This window comes from Brevibacillus formosus (genome assembly GCF_003013405.1).
In the GTDB taxonomy this organism is placed as follows: domain Bacteria; phylum Bacillota; class Bacilli; order Brevibacillales; family Brevibacillaceae; genus Brevibacillus; species Brevibacillus formosus.
The window spans coordinates 1-17666 of record NZ_PXZL01000047.1 but is presented as its reverse complement, the minus strand read 5'-3'; the positions used below and the strand labels follow the sequence as shown (position 1 = coordinate 17666).

13 protein-coding genes are annotated in these 17666 nt (G+C 49.5%); 11 read left to right on the top strand and 2 right to left on the bottom strand.

The genetic code is table 11. From position 1 onward, the window contains the following. The first annotated feature begins 86 nt into the window (after positions 1–86). From C7R91_RS28740 to mglC, 3 genes are all read left to right on the top strand, one after another. Entirely contained in the window at positions 87–1133 is a 1047-nt protein-coding gene (locus C7R91_RS28740) for a galactose ABC transporter substrate-binding protein (RefSeq protein WP_047072237.1), read from the top strand. Positions 1134–1215: 82 nt separating this feature from the next. Further along, positions 1216–2733, top strand: coding sequence for a sugar ABC transporter ATP-binding protein (locus C7R91_RS28735; protein ID WP_047072236.1), 1518 nt, complete (start codon positions 1216–1218; stop codon positions 2731–2733). 18 nt (positions 2734–2751) lie between these two features. After that, positions 2752–3771: a galactose/methyl galactoside ABC transporter permease MglC gene (mglC, locus tag C7R91_RS28730; RefSeq protein WP_047072235.1), complete on the top strand. Its 1020-nt coding sequence runs from the start codon at positions 2752–2754 to the stop codon at positions 3769–3771. Between the two features lie 55 nt (positions 3772–3826). On the opposite strand, the gene C7R91_RS28725 is transcribed toward mglC, so the two are convergent. Continuing rightward, the gene (locus C7R91_RS28725) at positions 3827–4876 is read right to left on the bottom strand and encodes a DUF418 domain-containing protein (RefSeq protein ID WP_047072234.1); all 1050 of its coding nucleotides are present in this window, start codon (positions 4874–4876) and stop codon (positions 3827–3829) included. A 195-nt stretch (positions 4877–5071) separates the two neighbouring features. Here C7R91_RS28725 and C7R91_RS28720 point away from each other — a divergent pair, with 195 nt between their 5' ends. From C7R91_RS28720 to C7R91_RS28690, 7 genes are all read left to right on the top strand, one after another. Further along, the gene (locus C7R91_RS28720; protein WP_047072233.1) at positions 5072–5872 is read left to right on the top strand and encodes a VanW family protein; all 801 of its coding nucleotides are present in this window, start codon (positions 5072–5074) and stop codon (positions 5870–5872) included. Between the two features lie 101 nt (positions 5873–5973). Further along, positions 5974–8319: a DNA helicase PcrA gene (pcrA, locus tag C7R91_RS28715; RefSeq protein WP_047072232.1), complete on the top strand. Its 2346-nt coding sequence runs from the start codon at positions 5974–5976 to the stop codon at positions 8317–8319. Between the two features lie 220 nt (positions 8320–8539). Further along, positions 8540–10555 (top strand): NAD-dependent DNA ligase LigA, encoded by a 2016-nt coding sequence (ligA, locus tag C7R91_RS28710; RefSeq protein WP_047072231.1) that lies wholly within the window; start codon positions 8540–8542, stop codon positions 10553–10555. A 20-nt stretch (positions 10556–10575) separates the two neighbouring features. Further along, the gene (locus C7R91_RS28705) at positions 10576–11502 is read left to right on the top strand and encodes a WD40/YVTN/BNR-like repeat-containing protein (protein WP_047072230.1); all 927 of its coding nucleotides are present in this window, start codon (positions 10576–10578) and stop codon (positions 11500–11502) included. Positions 11503–11543: 41 nt separating this feature from the next. After that, positions 11544–12611 carry a CamS family sex pheromone protein gene (locus C7R91_RS28700; protein WP_047072229.1) on the top strand — a complete coding sequence of 356 codons (1068 nt, stop codon included), beginning with the start codon at positions 11544–11546 and terminating at the stop codon, positions 12609–12611. Between the two features lie 274 nt (positions 12612–12885). Continuing rightward, entirely contained in the window at positions 12886–14433 is a 1548-nt protein-coding gene (gene pruA, locus C7R91_RS28695) for an L-glutamate gamma-semialdehyde dehydrogenase (RefSeq protein ID WP_047072228.1), read from the top strand. 257 nt (positions 14434–14690) lie between these two features. Further along, positions 14691–15494 carry an MraY family glycosyltransferase gene (locus tag C7R91_RS28690; protein WP_047072462.1) on the top strand — a complete coding sequence of 268 codons (804 nt, stop codon included), beginning with the start codon at positions 14691–14693 and terminating at the stop codon, positions 15492–15494. On the opposite strand, the gene C7R91_RS28685 is transcribed toward C7R91_RS28690, so the two are convergent. Next, positions 15488–16414, bottom strand: a complete 927-nt coding sequence (locus tag C7R91_RS28685; protein ID WP_047072227.1) for a diguanylate cyclase domain-containing protein — start codon at positions 16412–16414, stop codon at positions 15488–15490. The genes C7R91_RS28690 and C7R91_RS28685 overlap by 7 nt on opposite strands. A 157-nt stretch (positions 16415–16571) precedes the next feature. Here C7R91_RS28685 and asd point away from each other — a divergent pair, with 157 nt between their 5' ends. After that, complete coding sequence (gene asd, locus C7R91_RS28680; RefSeq protein ID WP_047072226.1) at positions 16572–17417, top strand: archaetidylserine decarboxylase; 846 nt, start codon at positions 16572–16574, stop codon at positions 17415–17417. The last annotated feature ends 249 nt before the right edge of the window (positions 17418–17666 follow it).

The following is a 17666-nucleotide window of genomic DNA, read 5'->3' as shown; positions in this document are numbered from 1 at the left end:
GGATTTTCGATGGAACACATTCGAGAAAACGCTTACATTTTGTATATATCAGATGTAAACATAGGGGGATAAAGGGGGATTATCGAATGAGAAAGCTGATTGCCACTACACTGGTGGCCGCTGTTACGCTCTCGGTGGTTGGATGCTCACAATCAGGCGGTTCGCAGCCGGCAGCGTCGGGGGGAGGATCGGCTCCTGCGGGGAATCCCAAAATCGGAGTCGCCATCTACAAGTTCGATGATACGTTCATGACAGGAGTGCGCAATGCGATTTCAAAAGCAGCGGAGGGCAAGGCGGAAGTGGACATTGTAGACAGCCAAAATGCCCAGCCTACGCAAAATGACAAAGTAGATTTGTTCATTAACAAAAAGGTAAATGCCCTCGCCATCAATCCGGTGGATCGCACAGCTGCTGGTGTCCTTATCGACAAGGCGAAGCAGGCCAATATCCCTGTCGTCTTCTTTAACCGTGAGCCGATGCCAGAGGATATGCAGAAGTGGGATAAGGTCTACTACGTAGGAGCAAAAGCGGAGGAATCCGGCACGATCTCTGGGGAACTGATCGTCGATTACTGGAAGGCAAATCCGGAAGCAGATAAAAACAAGGATGGTGTTCTCCAATACGTCATGTTAAAAGGGGAGCCAGGGCATCAGGATGCGGAGCTGCGAACGAAGTTTTCGGTAAAGGCGATTGAAGATGCAGGGATTAAAGTAGAGAAGGTCGCGGAAGATACGGCCATGTGGGATCGCGTAAAAGGACAGGAAAAGATGGCAGCCTTCCTCGCAGCTTCCGGTGACAAGATCGAAGCCGTTCTTGCCAACAACGACGATATGGCTCTGGGGGCAATCGAAGCGCTGAAGGCATCTGGCTATTTTGCAAACGGCAAGTACATGCCCGTTGTTGGCGTGGATGCCACAGCGCCTGCGCTAAAGGAGCTGGAGGCGGGAACCTTGCTCGGAACGGTCCTCAACGATGCGAATAACCAAGGAAAAGCGACTCTTAGCATCGCGGCGTCTTTGGCGAAAGGTGAAACGCCAACAAAAGATTCTACAGGCTTTGACATTACAGACGGCAAGTACGTGTGGGTGCCCTACAAAAAAATCACCAAGGAGAACATGAACGAGGCGAAATAAAAAGCAGGAGAGTCGGTGAAGAGACGAATCCGACTCTCCTGTTTCAGCGATGGGGATGATTTTGAAAAGAGGAGGGCATTCCATGGCCCAGCAGGGGTTTTTGTTGGAAATGAATCACATTCATAAAGAATTTCCAGGGGTCAAGGCACTCGATGATGTCACGTTAAAAGTCCGTCCGGGAACAGTCCATGCACTGATGGGAGAGAATGGAGCGGGTAAATCGACCCTGATGAAGTGTCTCTTCGGAATTTATCGGCCAGATGCGGGAGAAATCATCTTAAACAATAAGCAGGTGACAATGAGCAGCTCAAAGGACGCGTTGGCACATGGCATCTCTATGATTCATCAAGAGCTGCATCCGGTGCCCTTTCGCAATGTCATGGAAAACATATGGCTAGGACGTTTTCCGGTCAAAAGAATCGGTCCTTTTCCGTTTGTGGATGAGAAGAAGATGCTTTCGGATACGGTGAAGCTGTTTAGTGATCTGGGAATGGACCTGAATCCGCACGCTGTTGTCCGTGATTTGTCTGTATCTAAGGTACAGTCGCTTGAGATTGCCAAAGCTGTCTCCTACCAATCCAAGGTGATCATTATGGACGAACCGACGTCCTCACTGACGGGAAACGAGGTGGAGCAGCTATTTGCGATCATCCGCGAACTAAAGAGCAGAGGTGTCGCCATCATCTATATTTCACACAAGATGGAAGAAATTTTGCGGATTGCGGATGACGTGACGATCATGCGCGATGGCAAGCTCATCGGAACATGGCGGGCAGCTGAGCTGACGACAGACCTGATCATCTCCAAAATGGTCGGACGGGACCTGACGCAGCGTTTCCCAAGTCGATCCAACACACCAGGCGAACCAATTTTGAAGGTAGAGGGACTGACCTCCCCATTTTCTCAGTCATTTCAGCATGTGTCGTTTGAATTGCGCAAAGGTGAAATCTTAGGCGTAGGCGGCCTCGTGGGCGCACAACGAACAGAGCTGATCGAGGCATTGTTTGGACTGCGCGCAGTGTCAGCGGGAAAAGTGTCGATCAACGGTCGGGAGGTACGGATCAAATCACCGAAGGATGCGAAGAAATACAAAATGGCGCTCTTGACGGAGGAGCGGCGAGTAACCGGCATCATTCCTGTCTTATCGATTCTGGAAAATACGGTCATTGCGAATTTGGCGAGTTATCAAACGCCTTTTCTGCTTCTCAATGAGCGCAAGCGAAGAGCCGATGTCAGCCGCAGCATCGAGATGCTCCGCGTTAAGACCCCCTCTATGAAAGCACTGATCAAAAACTTGTCAGGGGGCAATCAGCAAAAGGTTCTGCTGGCGCGGTGGCTTTTGACTGATCCGGATATTTTATTGCTGGACGAACCTACGCGTGGAGTTGATGTCGGGGCTAAATACGAAATTTACACCATCATCGCGGAGTTGGCGAGCCAAGGAAAAGGCATCATCATGATTTCTTCGGAAATGCCGGAGTTGCTTGGCATGTCAGATCGAATCATGGTCATGTGTGAGGGGAAGCTCTCTGGTTTTTTGTCAGGTACAGCCGCGACCGAAGAAGAGATCATGCGGCTTGCTACCAAGCATCTTGCATGAGAAAGGAGGGGAACTAGTATGTCACAGTTGTCTGCGAAACAGGTGCACGGCTTTGTTACGCAAAATGCCATCTATATCGTTCTGGTTTTGTTGATAGCGGGAATTGCGATTTATGATCCCAATTTTCTTTCCATTACAACGCTTCGGGATATTTTGATGCAATCCTCTACTCGCGCCATTATTGCCTTGGGCGCTGCCTTTGTTCTTATTACAGGCGGAACGGATCTTTCCGCGGGGCGAGTGGTCGGATTGACAGCTGTCATCTCCGCCTCGATGCTGCAAACTCAAGACTATCCGCGGAGATTTTTCCCGGACTTGCCTGATTTGCCGTTGCTTATCCCCATTCTCATCGCAATTGGTGCGGGCTTGCTGGTTGGCTTGATCAACGGCATTATTGTGGCTCGTTTTAGTGTGCCCCCTTTTATCGCCACGTTGGGCATGATGGTCATTGTATACGGGTTCAACTCCATCTATTTTGATCTGGAGCCCAATCAATCGCAGCCAATAGCTGGATTGCGGAGTGACTTCAATCAGCTTGGGACAGGGTACATCGGCCCGAGTGGCCCGTATTCAATCCCGTATATCGTCATCATTGCGATCATGGTTGCGTTTATCGTCTGGGTGATTTTCAACAAAACACGGCTTGGTAAAAACATGTACGCCATCGGAGGCAACATGCAGGCCGCCACTGTTTCCGGGATCAACGTCGCTTTCAACCTCATGATTATCTATGCCATTGCTGGTGCCCTGTATGGACTCGGTGGTGTTCTAGAGGCAGCCCGGACAGGTGGCGCGACGAACAACTACGGCAATATGTACGAGCTGGACGCCATTGCAGCCTGTGTGGTAGGTGGAGTCTCGACGTCCGGCGGAATTGGCACCGTTCCAGGTGTGCTTGCGGGTGTCCTTATTTTTGGCGTCATCAACTACGGTCTTACGTTTATCGGAGTCAGCCCGTATTGGCAGCTCATCATCAAAGGACTCATCATTGTGGCAGCCGTTGCTTTTGACATTCGTAAATACTTGGCGAAAAAATAATATAGAGACCCCAGCAGTTGTCAACCAAGGCAGCTTTTCTGGGGTCTTTGATTGTTTATTTTCGCAACGGTGTGATTTTCATATACGTACATAATCGCCATACCCACTCAAGTGGCCCCATGCGGAAGACAGACAGCCAGAGTACGCTTAATACCATTTGCACCACGTAGATACCGAGGCAGATCAGTGTCGTTTGCAGGTAGCCGAGATTGCCAAACCAATCGAACACATAGCCTCCCACAAGGATCAATACAGTTTGTCCGACGTAGTTTGTCAATGCCATGCGCCCATAGCTGGTCAGTGGAGAGAGGATGGTCTGGACGGTTTTATTTTGCAGCAGTCGAATTAAGGTCGTCGTGTAAAAGGCAGCCATGACAAGACCTGTGGAGGTCAAGGCAATTGTGTAATTCATCAACTGCTGAAGGGCTTCTTCTGATATGGTATCGTCTACAACCAGATTCGCTCCACCCATTGCTGGATCAGCTGGAGTCAGACGGTATTGGATAAACAAGCCGATTAACGAAAGGGCGAAGGTCACGCCCTGCACTTTTTTAATCACAGGCAAAAATCTCGGAATGTCTTGAAAGACCCCGTACTGCCCGACAGCGAGTCCCAAAATAAACAAGGGAAGCACCAAAAGCGCTTTGAAGCCAATAGCACAGACAGCGATAGACAAAATAAGGCCGATGATCAGATTGGTTCGCGCCTTCAAACGATAAAAGGGCAGTAAGATGAAGCCGAAGATGGCGTAGATGAAAAGTGCTTCACCAGGGTGAAACATTTTATGCACAAAGCCAAGAGCGAGTAGCGCAATCAGACGCCGAATGAATAAAACGGTGCTGTTGGCCCCTTTTTCTTTTGCCCGACTGATGAAAATATAGAAGCCTACGCCAAACAAGAAGGAAAAGATCACGAAGAAGCGAGATTCCACAAAGAAATTGAAAAACTGGAACAGCCAGTGGTCCACACTTCGTATTTCAGGTGTTTGCGCATACAGCAATGCCACAATGTTGACGAGGAGAATGCCCATTAAGGCGAAGCCCCGTACGGTATCTAATGTATCAATTCGCTGGTTCATGGTAGGTGCGTTTTCTTTCAATCCCATCACTTCCTTGTCTCGTTGTTCGTCGTCCGATCGCGCACTTTTCCTATCCTAGCTCATCCCGGGATGGAGGAGAAATGGCATTTGCTTACGTCTCGCTTACAAAAGTGTAAGAAGTGAGGGGATCTCCGGGATTTGACCGCAACTTCATCACGAATTCCTGCGTCTATTGTAATAATCAGGAAGTCGGGGTGCACAATGAAACCGATCGCACGGGGAAAGTGGCGTCTGGCAGCAGGCATGGCCTATTTTCGTTGGAAAAGGTATGTACAATGGACATTTAGTCGAACGAGGTTCGCTCATGAGAAAAGAAGCGAATGGTTGCGTTATGTCCATTATTCTCATCAAACGATTTTGTTACGCCCATTGCAGAACGTGGAGATGTGGATGCAGCACAACAAAGTGATCAATTTGCGGCTGGCAATTGAACGGCTGAACGGATTGATCATCCATCCCGGGGAAACCTTTTCATACTGGAAGCAGATTGGCAAGCCGACCCGCAGCAAAGGCTATGTAGAGGGGATGCTGCTTTCGCAGGGACGAGTCACGGCCGGAGTTGGCGGAGGTCTTTGTCAGCTCTCGAATCTGCTGTACTGGATGACCCTGCATACGCCCTTGACAGTCACGGAACGGCATCGTCATAGCTACGATGTTTTTCCCGATTCGAATCGGACACAGCCTTTTGGAAGTGGAGCGACTTGCTTCTATAACTATCTGGATTTGCAAATCGCCAACCGGACGCAACAGCCCTTTCAACTGCATGTCTACCTGACCGATACACATTTGGCAGGGGAATGGCGTTCAGACATGCCACCGACACGGACGTATGTCATTATCGAGAAAGAACACGAGATCCTTCCTTCGATTTGGGGAGGGTATGAACGGAAAAATGAATTGTATCGGGATGTTTACACGCTGGAAGGAGAATGGGTGGAGCAAGAATGGCTGACGCAGAATCGGGCTTATTTGATGTACGAGCCATTGCTGCCGAAAGGATGATGTTTCCTGTTCGGGATACGAACTGGAACTCCATTGCGATCTGTGCGAAAATAGGAACATATGCTTTCGTCTAGGGAACGTGGAAAGGTGGATTTATACATATGTCTTTTGCAGATCGTATCACAGCAGGCCTGAACCCTGAGCAGCGGGAAGCAGTCCTTACAACAGAAGGCCCCGTCTTGATTTTGGCCGGTGCGGGTAGCGGCAAGACCAAGGTGCTGACACAGCGCATCGCATATCTGATCAGTGCTAAACAGGTAGCGCCTTGGAGCATTTTGGCGATCACCTTCACTAACAAAGCAGCGCGGGAGATGCAAAACCGTGTGGCTGCCATTATTGGCGGAGCGGCAGCGCAGGATGCATGGCTGTCGACATTTCACTCCTTGTGTGTGCGGATTTTGCGCAGGGATATCGACCGACTCGGCATCAATCGCAGCTTTTCCATTTTGGATGCTGGCGACCAGCTGTCTGTCGTCAAGCAATGTTTAAAAGAATTGAACATCGATCCGAAGCAGTATGAGCCGCGTTCGATTTTGGCTGCGATCAGCGGAGCGAAAAACGAGCTGACCGATCCAGAAACCTATACGCGTCTTGCGGGCGATCCATTTGCACAAGTAGCAGCAAAGGTTTACACGGCTTATCAGAAAAAGCTGAGAAACAACCAGTCGCTGGACTTCGACGATCTGATCATGACGACAGTTCGTCTGTTTAAAGAAGTGCCGGAAGTATTGGAGTTTTATCAAAAGAAATTCCGTTACATACACGTTGACGAGTATCAGGATACAAACCGCGCGCAATATCTTTTGATTTCCATGCTGGCAGACAAGTATCGAAATGTATGCTGTGTGGGGGATGCTGACCAAAGTATTTATAAATGGCGCGGTGCAGATATCTCGATCATTTTAAACTTTGAAAAAGACTATCCAGAAGCCAAGCTCATCAAGCTCGAGCAAAACTATCGCTCCACCAAAACGATTTTGCAGGCGGCGAACCAAGTCATTGCCAATAACAAGCTGCGCAAGGAAAAGAAGCTCTGGACAGAGAATCCGGGCGGCGACAAGATCATGTGCTACCAGGGTGAGTCCGAGCACGACGAGGCGTATTTTATCGTCGATACGATTCGCAAGCAGATGGCACAGTACAAGCGCTACGACAAGTTCGCGATCTTGTATCGGACGAATGCACAGTCTCGTGTGGTCGAGGAAGTTTTCATCAAGTCGAACATGCCGTACACCATCGTCGGCGGAACCAAGTTCTACGATCGCAAAGAGATCAAGGACATCTTGGCTTATTTGCGTCTCATCTCCAATCCGGATGACGATATCAGCTTGCAGCGCATTATCAACGTACCGAAGCGTAATATCGGGGATACGACGGTAGACAAGCTACAAGCGTATGCGAACGCAAATGGTCAGTCCCTTTTCCAAGCGATTCAGGAGACGGCTTACATGGGGCTGCCTTCACGCACCACGAATGCGATCCTGTCCTTTAATGATCTCATCTCGAATTTGATGCAAATGACCGATTACTTGAGTGTGACTGAGCTGGTGGAAGAAGTGCTGAAGCGCTCTGGATACCGCGATTCTTTAAAAGAAGAAAAGACGCTGGAAGCACAGGCTCGTCTGGAGAATATCGAGGAGTTCCTGTCTGTAACCCAGGAGTTCGAACGCAAAAATGAAGACAAGAGCTTGCTAGCGTTCCTGACTGACCTCGCGCTGGTGGCAGACATCGATTCCTTGGGAGATGACGGTGCCCAGGAGGAAGTATCGGCAGAGGGACAGGTTGTATTAATGACCTTGCACAGCGCCAAAGGGCTGGAGTTCCCTGTGGTGTTCCTGGTAGGTTGCGAGGAAGGCGTCTTCCCGCATAGCCGCTCTTTGTTTGACGATGCTGAGATGGAGGAAGAGCGCCGTCTGGCTTACGTGGGAATTACACGGGCGGAGGAACGTTTGTACATGACATGTGCCCGTATGCGGACGTTGTTTGGACGGACGAACGTGAATGCGCCGTCTCGTTTCCTGCAAGAAATTCCGGCTGAGCTGTTGGAAGGAAATCCAGCGACAGCGGACCGAAGCTTCGGCGGTGGGCGCAGCAGTGCATTTGGACAGCGTGATGGCAGTGCATTTGGACGTGACACGGGAGCGAAACCGTTTGGAGCGTCCTCCTCTCAAGCAGGCTCTGCTCCGAAATTTGGCATGGGTCAGCGAACCTCAAGCAGCACACCTGCTACATTTACTCGTCCGGCGGGTGAAAAACTGCCTGGACACGGTCAAGGAGCAGGCGTTGATTGGAAGGTTGGCGACAGAGTGGCACATGGCAAATGGGGCAACGGTACGGTCGTCAAAGTAAAAGGAACGGGCGACGACATGGAGCTCGACATTGCTTTCCCAAGCCCGACTGGCATTAAAAAGCTATTAGCGAAGTTCGCTCCTATTCAAAAAGGATAATGTGCAATACAGCCAATCGCAAAAAGGTGGTTCAAAAAGTCGTCTTTTGATCACGAAGCAGTCCGGGAAGCTTATTCGCATCGATAATGGCGTTCACCTTCGAAGTCCGGTGCTCATGTAGGTACCTACACTCCGCTCCTCCTTCGTGCGGTTCTCGCCATTATCTCGGTGCTGAAAAGCCAACTTTTTGAACAGGTATGAGTAAGAAAGGATGAACGAGATGGATCGATTGACGGCGGAAACAAAAATTAAAGAATTAGCGAAACGAATTGAGCGGCATAATCGTCTTTACCATGAAGAGGATCGACCTGAGATTTCTGACCAGGAATACGATCAATTGATGCGGGAGCTAAAGGAGCTTGAAACCAGCTTCCCTGATTTGCAGTCACCTGATTCTCCTTCCTTGCGTGTAGGGGGAGAACCGCTGCCCTTCTTTGAAAAGGTCGTTCATAAGACACCGATGCTCAGTCTCGGCAACGCCTTTAATGAGGAGGACATTAGGGATTTTGACCGACGGGTTCGTCAGGCTGTTGGCAGTCAGGCTGTCCGATATGTAGCTGAACTGAAAATTGATGGTCTGGCCGTGTCGCTTCATTATGAAAATGGGCTGTTCGTCCGCGGGGCTACACGTGGAGACGGAACAACAGGTGAAGACATCACACAAAACCTGAAAACGATTCGTTCCATACCTTTGCGGCTGACGAAGCCGTTAACCCTTGAGGTTCGCGGTGAGGCTTACATGTCCAAGGGAGCATTTGAAAAGCTGAATAAAGAGCGCGAGGAGCGCGGAGAAGCGTTATTTGCCAACCCGCGCAATTCCGCAGCAGGCTCACTCAGACAGCTCGATCCGAAAATTGCCGCATCCCGTCAACTGGATACGTTTATTTACGGCATTGGCGATTTGCAAGGGGAGACAGTGGAGTCGCACAGTGAAGGACTTGATTTGCTGGAGAAGCTCGGCTTCATGGTGAATCAGGAGCGGCGTGTATTTGACGACGTCGATGAACTGCTCGCTTTTATTGCGGGCTGGACAGAGAAGCGTCCTCATTTACCTTATGAAATCGACGGCATGGTGATCAAGGTCGACAGCTACGCTCAACAGGAGGAGCTTGGTTTTACTGCGAAAAGTCCGCGTTGGGCCATCGCGTACAAGTTCCCTGCCGAAGAAGCGGTTACGATTCTCGAAGGTATTGAAGTATCTGTGGGGCGTACAGGCAATGTCACCCCGACAGCTTTATTGAAGCCAGTCAGTTTGGCAGGGACGACCGTGAAGCGTGCTTCCTTGCACAACGAAGACATCATTCGGGAAAAAGGCCTCCTTATCGGCGATCATGTTGTCGTCAAAAAAGCGGGGGACATTATCCCGGAGATTATTGCAGTCTTGCCAGAGCGTCGTACTGGAAATGAAGTGCCGTTTGCCATGCCAACGCATTGCCCTGAATGTGGGAGTGAGCTGGTACGCTTGGAGGAAGAAGTGGCTCTGCGCTGCATCAATCCAATGTGTCCGGCCCTAATCCGTGAAGGCATGATTCATTTCGTGTCCCGTACGGCTATGAACATTGACGGCTTGGGAGAAAAGGTAGTGGCCCAGCTGTATCGCGACGGTATCATCCACAGTGTCGCTGACCTGTATTATTTGCACCAGCAGCGCGATGTTCTACTGGGCATGGAGCGCATGGGTGAAAAGTCCGTAGATAATTTGCTTGCGGCTATTGAAGCGAGCAAGGAGAACTCGCTGGAGCGCGTATTGTTCGGTCTTGGCATTCGTCTGGTCGGAGCCAAGGCGGCACGTGTTCTCGCGGAGCATTTTGGCAATATCGATGCCATTATGCAGGCATCCGAAGAAGAGATTACGCAAATCGATGAGATCGGGCCGAAAATGGCTGCGAGTCTCGTGAACTACTTCGCACAGCCGCAGGCTCAGGCAGTTATTGAGAGACTGCGAGCGGCCGGAGTAAACATGGAGTACAAAGGAGTCCGCGTTGAGAGTGGCGCAGACCTCCCATTCTCAGGCAAAACAATCGTTTTGACCGGCACCTTGACGCAAATGTCGCGGCAGGAGGCAGAGGAAGCGATTGCGCGCTTGGGTGGCAAGGTAACAGGCAGCGTCAGCAAAAAGACAGACCTGGTGATTGCAGGCGAAAAAGCCGGCTCCAAGCTGGAGAAGGCAGAAAAACTAGGCGTGGCTGTTATGGACGAAGCAGGCTTCCTGCAAGTATTGGAGAGCAACGCCTAAGAAAACGGTGGCGACAACGGATGAGCAAGGGAAGGGACGTGAAGAGCATGAATAGCTTCCTGAAATGGGGAATCGGTGTAATAGCCATGCTGCAATTGGTTGGCTGTGGAAGCAACAGCAGTACTGGCAGTAAACAAGTCAATGCGAATCCTCCATCAGTCACAGCTGCTGCTCTACAAGGGAACTTGACCTATCAGGACGTATTGGAACTGGGAGCAACCATTCACAATCTGATGATGACCGATGATGCTCGTCAAATATGGGTTGGTACGAATGCAGGATTGTATAGCTCGGCTGGCGGTGGAATGTGGGGATCTCTCTCGACAGATTTAGAGCAGTATGCGATTGAAGGTTGGTTTGTGGACCCGGATGATCCGAAGCAAATATTTGTCGGCGGGATTGATGGGGTTCTTCATTCAGCAGATGGCGGTAAAAAGTGGACTTCTGTCAACAAGGGGTTGCCAGAGCCAGCGAATATCAGCAGCTTTGTGGGGAATCGCCAAGGAGACAAAGTACGTCTGTTTGCCTTTGTCTCGGGTGAAGGCATTTATCAATCGACGGACGGGGCCCAATCTTGGAGTCTGTGGCAGCCGATGGATCAGGAAGTATTTGCTATGGACTTTGATCCCGAACAAGACCGTCTCTATGTAGCGGCCCAATTCAGCTTGCTCTATAATGAAGAGGGGCAGTGGAAGACAGAGGAGATTCCCGGAGCTCAGCAGATCTATTCGCTCTCCATTAACAGACGAACTGGAACTCTCGCTGTCGCAACCGAAAAAGGTATCTATGAGAAAATCAAGGGCGAATGGCGTTTGCTTGATGCTCGCTCACCAGAAAAGCTGATTGTCATTGCTTCTGGTGGCGAGGATACAAAATGGGTGGGAATTGGCGAATCGGCATTGATCTACAAGCTCGAAGACAATCAATGGATCAAGTGGAACGAATGATTTGTACACCGCCCACCTTTGGATACGAAAAGGAGTAATCTATGAAAGTGAAGTTTTTGACAGGATGCAGGTTCTTGACAGCTGTACTTCTTGTGATAGCATTGACTGGCTGCTCGTTGATACCTGGGGGTAAGGACAAAGCTCCTGAGCCTACTACACCGTCCTTGTCGGAGGTAGTGGAAGTATCCGAGGATTACTATGGAAGCATTACCCCGTACCAGCCAAACCAAACTCGAGGAATGCTTGCTGATACGAAATATCGCATCGATTTCAGTCACCTTGAATTAGGCCTGATGGAGTTTGCTCGGGAGACATACCCGACGTCCGATTATTATTTCCAAGAAGGTCAAGTGGTTAAAAAAGAGCAAGTTACCCAGTGGATCGCCCAGGAAAAGACGGCTGGGCCAAACGGGAAAAAGAAAAACGGAATTCTCGTGCACGTATTGGAACACGATTACCTGAACAAGAAGGATAAGAGCCTGGCTGGCATGGTGTTGGGCTTGTCTCTTTCGCCGAACTATCAGGATGCAACCGGTCAGGACAAGGTGTATACGACACAAGAACTGCAAGCGAAAGGTCAGCAGGTTGCAGCTCGTATCGTGCAGTCTGTACGTGCAAGCAGTCCGGAAGTTCCGATCCTGGTTTTGATGTATCAGGTACCGGAGGCGAATTCTACTCTGGTGCCGGGGCACTTCATCATGTCAGGTACAGTAGGGGCGAATGAAGCAACGATATCGAAGTGGCTGCCGATCGAAGAGGAATATTTCCTGTTCCCAAGTCCAGAGGTTGAGCAGAAATACCCAGAGCAGTCGTTGCAGTACGACAAGCTGATGCGCCAATCCAAGGGCTATTTCCCTGAATATATCGGGATGACTGGTCTGGGACGTTTCATGGACGGCAAGCTCACGGAAATTACGATTACCGTCACGGCAGAGTATGACTCCAGGACAGAGGCTTTGCAATTTACGCAATTTGCAGCAGGAAGCATTAATCAGCTCTTTGACAAAAGCGTTCACGTGAACCTGTATGTACAATCGATGAACAAACCATTGTCGCTCTACATTCGACCGACAAGTGGAGAGCCGTATATGCATATTTACAGACAATAAGCAAAAGCATAAAACACCCGAATGATCGCCTGAGAAGGTGAGAAGGTCGGGTGTTTTTTTGTACACAAAAGACAGTTGATTGAACAAATGTGTGAAAGGTTGAACGATGTATGTACAAAAGTGTTCGGAATACTTCTTAAATCTTATCGGTGATTTTTCGGCAAAAATGCAAACACTAATAGAGTCGAGCCTTTAATTGTTTTGTTGGTATGATCCTTGCATATGTTTTATGAGTGATCCGAACATGGAAGATATCGATAAGGAGGCGTCACAGATGCAAGTGGAATTCAAAAACGAGGCGTTTACCAATTTTAGTCTGCCAGAAAATAAAAAGGCATTTGAAGAAGCGCTCGCTAAGGTAGAAAGTGAGCTTGGCCGTGAGTATCCGCTTATCATCGGCGGAGAACGCATCACAACTGAGAAGAAATCCAACTCCTTCAACCCTTCTAATAAAGAACAAGTAGTGGGCGTTGTTTCCCAGGCTGACCAAGCGCTGGCTGAAAAAGCGATCCAAACAGCTGCTAGCACTTTCGAGACATGGAAAAAGGTGCCTGCGCAAGCACGTTCCCGCTATCTGTATAAAGCAGCTGCAATCCTGCGTCGCCGTAAGCATGAGTTCTCTGCTTGGCTCGTAAAAGAAGCAGGAAAAAGCTGGGCAGAGGCTGACGCCGACACAGCCGAAGCAATCGACTTCATGGAATACTATGGCCGTCAAATGGATAAGCTGTCCCAACGCCATGATCTGCCTCGTATCCCTGATGAGGACAACGAATTGTACTACGTTCCGCTCGGTGTAGGTATCGTTATCCCGCCTTGGAACTTCCCTCTTGCGATCATGGTTGGTATGACGACAGCAGCTCTCGTAGCGGGTAACACTGTTGTGTTGAAGCCTGCTTCTACTACTCCAGTAATCGCTGCGAAATTCATGGAGATTCTCGAAGACGCTGGCGTACCAGCTGGTGTTGTAAACTTCGTACCAGGCTCCGGTAGCCAAATCGGGGATTACCTCGTAGAGCACAACCTGACTCGTTTCATCAGCTTCACAGGTTCCCGTGACGTAGGTCTGCGTATCAACGAACTGGCTGCGAAACATCGTCCAGGTCAAAAATGGATGAAGCGTCTGGTTGCCGAAATGGGCGGTAAAGACTCCATCGTGGTTGACAACGACTGCGATATCGAGTTGGCTGCACAGTCCATCGTGGCTTCTGCATTCGGTTTCTCTGGTCAAAAATGTTCCGCTTGCTCCCGTGCTATCGTACACCAAGACGTGTACGACCAAGTACTGGGCCGCGTAGTAGAGCTGACCAAACAACTGACTGTGGGCGACATCAGAACCAACGATTTCTACACAGGTCCTGTGGTTGACGAGAAAGCATACAACAAAATCCTCGAGTACATCGAGATTGGTAAAACAGAAGGCAAACTGGTTGCAGGTGGCGAAAAAGGTCCAGAATCCGGCTACTTCATCATGCCAACTGTATTTGCAGATGTAGACCCACAAGCTCGCATCATGCAAGAAGAGATCTTTGGCCCAGTGGTAGCGTTCTGCAAAGCCAACGATTTCGATCATGCAATGGAGATCGCAAACAACACCGAGTACGGCTTGACTGGCGCTGTCATCAGCCGCAACCGTGAGAACCTGGAGCGCGCTCGCGAAGAGTTCCACGTAGGTAACCTGTACTTCAACCGCAAGTGCACAGGCGCTTTGGTGGGCGTACATCCATTCGGAGGCTTCAACATGTCCGGTACAGACTCCAAAGCGGGTGGACCAGATTACCTCCTGCTCTTCACACAAGCAAAAATGGTTTCCGAAAAACTGTAAGCCACGCAATAAAAAAGGCTGCCTCTTTTACAGGGGCGGCTTTTTTGTTCCCATTTTGTCCACACTAAGGACAAAATGAAGGGCAAAGCAGGTGAGGGTAGCTGTTTACTTATATCGTGTCAGGACTCTCCTCATTTTTTGTTGTGTATTTGTTGATGCCAGTAGCAAATTGGCTGGCTTGGAAAACAAAGCTGCTGGATATGCCAAAGGGGAGAAAGGGACATAGCAGGCCGATCCCATTATCTGGTGGGTTAGCGATGTTCGTCGGTCTTTTGTTGGTGTCAACTTTTTTTGCAGGGGCGCAAAAAACTGTTGCAGTTTTGGCAGTTGGAGGGGCCATGCTGGTGGCCATTGGATGGGTAGACGATACGTACAAGTCGCGGAAAAAAGAATTTCCGGCATTGCCGAAGCTGATGGTGCAATTACTGGTTTCGACGCTGACATTTCTCATGGATATTCGCTTTCGGGGAATCAATTTGATGTGGCTGGGGGCAGAGGAAGGGACGTATATCTCCTTTCCAATCCTTGTTTCCCTGCTGATGACCGTGCTGTGGATCGTGGGCTTGATCAATATGGTGAATTTTTTGGATGGAGTCGACGGGCTCGCTGCCGGTGCTACAGTGATCTCAGCGGTGACCTTGTTCTTTTTGTCGATGCTCAAAGGTCAAGAATTAACGGCATTATTGGCAGTTGCACTGGCTGGTGCTGCACTCGCTTTTCTACGCTTTAATTTCTATCCGGCGAAAATTTTTATGGGTGATGCGGGTTCGATGTTTTTGGGATTCGCTCTCGGCGTGATCTCGTTGGAAGGAACGATGAAAGGGGCTACAATCATTTCACTAGTCGTGACTGTACTGGCAGTAGGCTTGCCCGTCATAGACACTGTACAGGTCATTATCAGTCGGCTTTTGGCAGGCTCCCCCATGTACCAAGCGGATCGACGACATGTTCATCATCGGCTGATGTCCCGGGGGTTGTCTACGAAGCAGACGGTCATCATTCTGTATGTGGTGAGCTTGCTGTTCTCCGTATTGGCTGTGTTTTTGTTTTATAGTCAATAATCACTGGGGTCAAAGAAAAAGAAACGATTGCGTCCTGTCTTTTTGGCCCGATAAAGTGCTTTGTCTGCATTGCTCAACAGTTGTTCGGCTTCGCTTGCAGATGCTGGATAGAGGGCAATGCCTATGCTTGTCGAAAACGGTATGATCCGGTTCTCAATCATCCATGGCTCTTGCGTTGCAAGCAGGATGCGGTTCGCAATTTTTTCAACCTGTCGTTCGGAGTGAATGCCGGTCAGGACGATGACAAACTCGTCGCCACCCAGACGTGCCACGATATCTCCATCTCGAACGGATGACTTGAGACGTGTAGCCAGCATTTGCAAAAACAGATCTCCTGTGTCGTGCCCCCATGTATCGTTGATTTCTTTAAAGCGGTCACAGTCCAAATAGAGGGCAGCGACCATTTCCTCTTTTGATTGGGCAGTACGTAGAGCTTGCTGGAGCTTTTCGGAGAGAAGGCGCCTGTTCGGCAATCCCGTGAGCACATCATGATACGCCATATAGGCTAATTGTGACTCCAGATTTGTGCGCTCGGTAACATCGCGGGTAATGGAAAAGACATGCGTACATACGCCATTACTATCGTAGACAGGAGAAAGAATGGATTCGCCAATAACGTTACCATTCGCAGTAAAATGGATCGGACTCCCGCTTTTTACTGCTTGTGTGTACATGTGCTGCAATAAGCTGGCTTTTTCATGAGGATACACGTCCTCAAACGTTTTTCCGTATGCTTCCTCGCTCAATTGGGCGACGTGCATAGCGGATGGATTCATCAGGACATAGCGAAACTGATACTCCCCGTCCGCATCTTGTTCGACAGCCATGAGAAAGAACATGTCCGACATATGATCGAATAGACTGGTTAGGATATCACCATGCTGACTGATAAGTGTAGTAATATCGAATTTCTTCACCATAACCGATATCTCCTGATAAGTGGCTTCTTAGCAATGATTATAGTATAGCAAGACTGTTGAAGAAAATGATGAACCTCTGGTAATAGTGCGGGGTTTACTGGCTGTTAGCAGAAGTGGTAAAGTAAGGGTATTGTTGTTTTACGAAGGAGCATTTCTTATGGGCAAAAAGCTGCTCCCAGGTCTCATTCATCGCTTGCCCCAAAACGCGATGTCACGGACTATGGGCAAAATTACGGCTACTCCCTTTAGTCGATTAGCCATTCAACGATACATCAAACACTATCAAATTGATACGTCGATCATAGAAAAACCGGCGTCAGAATACCGCACGCTGAAGGAGTTCTTTTCCCGACGCCTGAAGCCAGCAGCGAGACCGATTGCACCTGGCCCAGATACCATCGTCAGCCCGGTAGATGGAACTGTTTCGCAGTTGGGTGATATTTGCGAAGGGACCTTGATTCAAGCAAAGGGAAAAGATTTCAGTGTAAGTGAGCTGTTGGGCGGTTCGGAGGAAGAGGCCAAGCGTTACTACGGTGGTAAATTTATCACCATTTATTTGAGTCCAAGGGACTACCACCGGATTCACATGCCAGTAACGGGCGATTTGAGCAGTTACTGCTATTTGCCTGGCAGACTCTACCCGGTCAACCAGCTCGGGATTGAAAACGTAGACCGATTGTTTGCTCGGAATGAACGCTTGGTTACTCACATTAAAACAGATAACCTGGGCGAAATGGCTTTGGTTAAAGTCGGAGCCTTGTTTGTAGGCAGCGTGAAGGTCTGCTACAACACAGCTACGACGAACATCAAGCACGGTCGCCAAACCCACGAGAAGATTGCTGGAACACCTCGTTATGAAAAAGGGTCGGAGCTGGGCTGGTTCGAATTTGGTTCGACCGTTATCTTGCTCTTGGAATCCAATCAGCTCGAATGGGCAGCGGGTGTTGAAAAAGGGAAGTCTCTCTTGATGGGGCAGGCGCTCGCGACAAAGAAGGCGGAATAGCAAGAGATAGAAGACGCACAGTCCAGGGCAAATGCCTTGGGCTTGTTTTTCTTAGTAGTTAATGTGGCTGTAGTGGGGAGAAGAATATTTCCAGTCAAGGCTCCAGGCTCCGTCCTGCTGGGGGATGAGACTGCCCGCTCCGAAGGGACTTCCGGGGAAACCCAAAAGTGGTAGCCGCTTCGTCGCTAGGGCACGTTAAGTTTCTTTTACCCGCAAATCCCTTCTCCGTTCGGTAGGACTCCACAAGTC